This window comes from Shewanella sp. (assembly GCF_051658185.1).
Lineage (GTDB): Bacteria > Pseudomonadota > Gammaproteobacteria > Enterobacterales > Shewanellaceae > Shewanella.
The window spans coordinates 1-5127 of the sequence record NZ_JBOFMC010000059.1; the positions used below are offsets into that span (position 1 = coordinate 1).

General features: G+C 49.4%; 5 protein-coding genes. 1 reads left to right on the forward strand and 4 read right to left on the reverse strand.

The genetic code is table 11. The features are described 5' to 3' along the window. Positions 1-36: 36 nt before the first annotated feature. Both dbpA and ACRCZA_RS02405 read right to left on the reverse strand, forming a co-directional pair. A complete protein-coding gene (gene dbpA / locus ACRCZA_RS02400) occupies positions 37-1446 on the reverse strand; it encodes an ATP-dependent RNA helicase DbpA (RefSeq protein ID WP_438672890.1) in 1410 nt (469 codons plus the stop codon). A gap of 484 nt (positions 1447-1930) precedes the next feature. Then, on the reverse strand, positions 1931-2971 hold the full coding sequence (locus ACRCZA_RS02405) for a pirin family protein (RefSeq protein ID WP_438672891.1): 1041 nt from the start codon (positions 2969-2971) through the stop codon (positions 1931-1933). A 533-nt stretch (positions 2972-3504) separates the two neighbouring features. Between ACRCZA_RS02405 and ACRCZA_RS02410 the strand changes: the two genes are divergently transcribed. Next, complete coding sequence (locus ACRCZA_RS02410) at positions 3505-3984, forward strand: hypothetical protein (protein ID WP_438672892.1); 480 nt, start codon at positions 3505-3507, stop codon at positions 3982-3984. 82 nt (positions 3985-4066) lie between these two features. On the opposite strand, the gene ACRCZA_RS02415 is transcribed toward ACRCZA_RS02410, so the two are convergent. Together ACRCZA_RS02415 and ACRCZA_RS02420 are read right to left on the reverse strand one after the other, a co-directional pair. Next, a complete protein-coding gene (locus tag ACRCZA_RS02415) occupies positions 4067-4777 on the reverse strand; it encodes a TorD/DmsD family molecular chaperone (RefSeq protein WP_438672893.1) in 711 nt (236 codons plus the stop codon). Positions 4778-4848: 71 nt separating this feature from the next. Further along, positions 4849-5127 (reverse strand): 4Fe-4S dicluster domain-containing protein (locus ACRCZA_RS02420; RefSeq protein WP_438672894.1); only part of this gene is annotated, 279 nt, incomplete at its 5' end.

The following is a 5127-nucleotide window of genomic DNA, read 5'->3' on the forward strand; positions in this document are numbered from 1 at the left end:
GGATATTAGCCGTAAGCGAATGTTAGCCCGCAACCTTTACTTCATTGGCCACGCACGGTAAGACTTACCTTTGATCCGCCCACTGGTGAGTTTGGTTAACGCTTTTTTAGCCACCTTACGATTTACGGCCACATAGGCACGGTAATCGGTCACGAGGATTTTACCGACCTGCGAGCCCTCAATCCCGTTGTCGCCGGTCAGGGCGCCGAGGATATCCCCTGGACGCAGTTTTTGCTTCTTACCGCCATCGATCTGCAAAGTGATCATGCTTGGCGCGGCGGGCGTGTTGCCAAGCAAACTGCTACTGGGCAGCGGCTCGCTGTGGATTTCACGCTCTAAATACTCTTCTAATAAGGCAATTTTGTAACCATCCTGCTCATTGTAGAAGGTATACGCCGCGCCTTGACTGCCCGCACGGCCGGTGCGGCCCACGCGGTGAATATGCACTTCAGTATCGTAAGCAACGTGATAATTAAACACCGCATCCAGCGCATCAATATCTAAACCGCGGGCGGCAACGTCGGTCGCCACCAGCACGCAGGCGCTCTTGTTAGCAAATTGCAGCAGGGTTTCATCCCTATCCCTTTGCTCTAAATCCCCGTGCAGCGCCAATACGCTAAAACCTGCTGCCGCCAGCTCATCGGCCACTTTTTGAGTTTCGCGCTTGGTATTACAAAACACCACGGCGCTTTGCGGTTTATGTTCCAACAGTAATAACTGCAGAGCCTGCAGCCGCGCGTTATCATCGTCTAATTGATAAAAATGCTGGGCGATGGTGTTTTTTTCATGGGTGACAGCCGCCTTGACCATGGTCGGCTCGACCATGATTTGCTCGGCGATCGCTTGGATCTGTGTGGGGAACGTGGCGCTAAACAGTAAGGTCTGGCGCGCACGCGGGGCCCGTTCGATGATAGCGTCTAAGGCTGGCTGAAAACCCATTTCTAACATGCGATCGGCCTCATCGAGCACTAACATGTTGAGATGGCTTAAGTCTAAGCGGTTGCGATCTAAATGATCGACAATGCGCCCCGGCGTCCCGACAATAATATGTGCTCCATGCTCGAGCGAGCCGACCTGCGGCCCCATTGGCACGCCACCACAGAGCGTCAGGACCTTAACGTTATGGATACCTCGGGCGAGGGTGCGGATCTCCTGTGCCACTTGATCTGCCAATTCACGGGTCGGACATAGCACTAAGGTTTGAATTCGAAAACGTTTTACCTCTAACTTATTCAGCAGCCCTAAACCAAAGGCCGCGGTTTTACCCGAGCCGGTTTTACCTTGGCCTATCACGTCTTTGCCCGCGAGGATCGGTGGTAAACTTTGCGCCTGAATAGGGGTCATTTGGTGGTAACCCATGGAGGCCAGATTCTCAAGCAATTCGGTTTTTAGCTTAAGTGTGGAAAATGCCAGTGCTGGGCTCGGCTGAGTGTCTGAATTGCTCAAGGTGAATATCCTGTGGTGGGTAACCAAAACTTAATTTAGGTTACTGAAATAGCATGATTTATTGATAAAACGCGTCGTCATCGACGTTATTTTTGGGCAAAGGAGCTCACCAGCCCAATCCCAAAGCCTGGCTATTGTAGCAACAAACACCTATGTTTGCCTTAAGTCTTGCACGCCCTCAATGCTTGCCGCCACGCGCGCAATGGCAAGCCACGATAAGTGAGGTGATCTATGGATAGAAAATCCTTGCTGTCACCCCTGCGATGGCAAGCCCCAACCGAGCCTTAAACCTAAACGCTAAAATCGCTAAAACCGCTAAAACTGCTAAAACTGAGAGCCCCCTAAAACCAAGGTTCTGCGGCGGTGCCACTGTGCGGAGCCCATACTTAGGGCCCTAAATGTGAGGCACTAAAATATTATGGGGCCAAGATAATATAGGGCGCTAAGGCATTATGGCGCGCGAAGGATCATGGCCCCCAAGTGATCAGCTCAGTTCACCAAAGCGCCCTGCTTGATAATCGCGGATCGCCTGCTGGATCTCCTCATGGGTATTCATCACAAACGGGCCCATTTGCACTATGGCTTCACGTATCGGTTTACCCACAAACAGCAGCATACCGGCGCCTTGCTCATCGGCCATCAGGTGCAGCGGCACTTGACTATCAAGCACTAATAATTCGCCTTGGTGGAATACCCGCGGTGCCTGATGGCCAGCTTTATCGACAGCGCGATTATCGACAACCTGACGATCAACAGCGCGATAGGCGATAGCATCTACTGCGATGGTATCTACTGCGATGGTATCTGCAGCGATGGTGTCTGCAGCGATAGCGCCCGCAGCCACCGCATCTGTTTCGACCACGCGAGATATTGCCGCGGCCGGCTCAATATCCCCACTGCGCAGCTCACCTTGGTACACATACACGGCGGCAAATTCATGCTGCGACAGATCAAACTGCGCCGTGCCCATGGGGGCCAAACTCAGATCCGCAAGCGCCGCTTGGCCGGATAACCCTTGGAGCGGCGCGCTGAGCATCGGCCGCCCCACAAATGCCCAGTTGCCCGCTAACGCCGTTAAGGTCGCGCCCGCACCGTTACTCTCTGCCACCTTGGGGCTCGATGCTGTATCTTGGTAAATCGCGGGGCGTAACTTATCTTTTGCCGGCATATTCACCCAGATCTGAAAGCCATGTAAGCCATCCTTCGCATCGGCCAGCGGCATTTCCGAGTGAACCACCCCAAATCCGGTGCTCATCCATTGAGCGTCACCCGCGCGGATCGCCTTAACATTGCCCAGCTGATCACGATGCTCAAAGCCACCCTTGCGAATATAGGTAAAAGTTTCTATTCCGCGATGCGGGTGCGCAGGAAAACCGCCAATAAAGTCCTGCTCATTATCGGATTGAATTTCATCGATCATAAGGAAGGGATCAAATCGAGTCGTCACAAAATCGGCAACCCGGCGAATATTAACCCCATCGCCATCCATCGCAGGCTTAGCGGAATACGACTTAACGACTTTCATAGGGATCTCCTTAATGATAAACACGCTGCAAACCTGACATTCACTCAAGCAGTGTTCCGTTGCCTTGAATGCTTTGAGCGCTCCACTGCCGAGTGCATGGCAATACCATAGCAAGAAAAATTCTGAAGAAATATCGCGAAAAAAGGCGCTCACCATTCGAAATCATAGAACGTTTACACCGAGGATTAACTCAGGCGCGGCGCTCAGAAAAATAAGTTGAATAGAACAAAGAGAGGGGATCGCTATCTTGCATTAAACGGCTTAAGCCCGTTATCTGCTAGATATCATCAACACTACAGACAAATCACAAGATGAATTAACCGCCGCCGTAATCTCGACGCGTTGGCCACGCCAGAGATCCACTCAACCGATAATTTAACGTTCAATGGAATGCGCACAACCGTTGATAAAAGGCCCCTGTGCGGCAAAAAATAGCGCGATCCCTTTGGCAATAACAACCGACTAAACTGTACACAGTCCATTTTCAACTTTACACTGAATCCAAGCCATCATATTGATATTTTTAAGCGTATATGACCTTAAGACATTCTCTATCCCAACAATGGAGCAAATCCATTCTGGCACATCGTCTCGCGTTAGGTTTACAAGCTTCAGATACAGTGCAGCCATTATTTGCCGGAGCCACTTCACTGAGCAGTATGACCATCACTATCGCCGCATTAGTATTTTCAGAGGGATATCCCCTGTGGCTGCCTGAAATGCACAGCGATGAAAACACCCCCTTAACCAACGAGCTCATTTTACATAGCCTGTTTAACGCCAGTCGCTTACTGTTTATCAAAGAAATTGAACAGGGAGCACTTAATCAAGCGGAACATTTAGTACTCACAACGGCTTACCAGTGGACACAATCACTGCAGGCATCATCTGTGCAGAACATAAAACTGAATACGGAAACCGAGCAACTTTGCCAACTGATCCAGACCATTTATCAGCAACTTGAGCAAATGCGTCACCAAAAACGTCAATCTACCCGGAATATGGGAAGTTAACACCACATCCTCTAGATACACGGCAGTATCGCCCCTACGCACTAGAACACCATCTTTTTGAGGCGAATGCCTCAAGCCAAGACTAACGATACAGCCTAGTCGCTATCGGTAAAATTTGAAAATCTTGCTGCAACTGCTGTAAAAAATCATACCCCAGCAACGCTAACCCCCGGTAAAAGTCAGTTGCGGCATACTGATGAGCTAATTCAAAGCAACGAAATGCCCAAGGCAATAAGTGCAGTTGTAATAATACTTGGATCATTCGCGCTAAGGACTGATTATTAGGCTCCGCCGCAAGACGACCAAAGCTTTGATCCAATACCGCAAAAAATAACCCTATATGATCAATTGGCTGCGGAAAATCCATTTGCAGTTCAATCCCATTTGCACGGTAAAAATCAATAAGCGCCATGGTTGAACGATCATTGAACAACTGCTCTTCACTTAAATATACAGACCCCTGTGGCACGGCGTTAGGCTCGCCAGGACCAAAAAATAATTGGCCATAATCGAGCTTAAGTTCAATCAATGTGGCGGCATCCATCTCCCCCATGGCATTTAGGGTCATCTGCTGTAAATAGCCACCCAGTAACTGCCTACCGGCCCTGTTTTGCTCTCGCAAGCCAAACTCAGGCCAACTGCCTGCAATATCACATTCTTTGAGATCTTGGATCAGCTTCTGTTCAGGATAACGAATTAAACAATGATGCAAGATCCTGGCTAGACCTTGGTATTCCAAAAAATCGATTGTTGCCAAGCACACATTGGCATCTGTGGTTGCGTTTACAGACATGATTTCCCTTATAAGCTCAGCGGGCAAATAGCCCGCTGTATACTTAACACATTATCGTCAAAAGTGAATCTTTACACCTCGGATGGATTTAAAATTGCCCCTTCATTACTGCCCGCAGGACGACCATGAATGTTCGCCTTGATAATCAAATTTGGGTTAGTAATCGATGACGAGGGTAAAGGTGCAATATGACCATCTCCTTCACCATATTTCTTGCGTAAGTTATCCATCGTATCAAAATCTAACGCACGTAATGGGCAGGACTCGACACAGATAGGCTGGCGTCCTTGTGCAATGCGCTCAAAGCAGCCATCACACTTGGTCATCACTTTACGTTCACGGTCGATTTG

Bases quoted from the DNA above. Each gene is read 5' to 3' on its own strand.
- ACRCZA_RS02410 (WP_438672892.1), top strand. From the start codon at position 3,505: ATGACCTTAAGACATTCTCTATCCCAACAATGGAGCAAATCCATTCTG.
- ACRCZA_RS02415 (WP_438672893.1), bottom strand. From the start codon at position 4,777: ATGTCTGTAAACGCAACCACAGATGCCAATGTGTGCTTGGCAACAATC.
- ACRCZA_RS02405 (WP_438672891.1), bottom strand. From the start codon at position 2,971: ATGAAAGTCGTTAAGTCGTATTCCGCTAAGCCTGCGATGGATGGCGAT.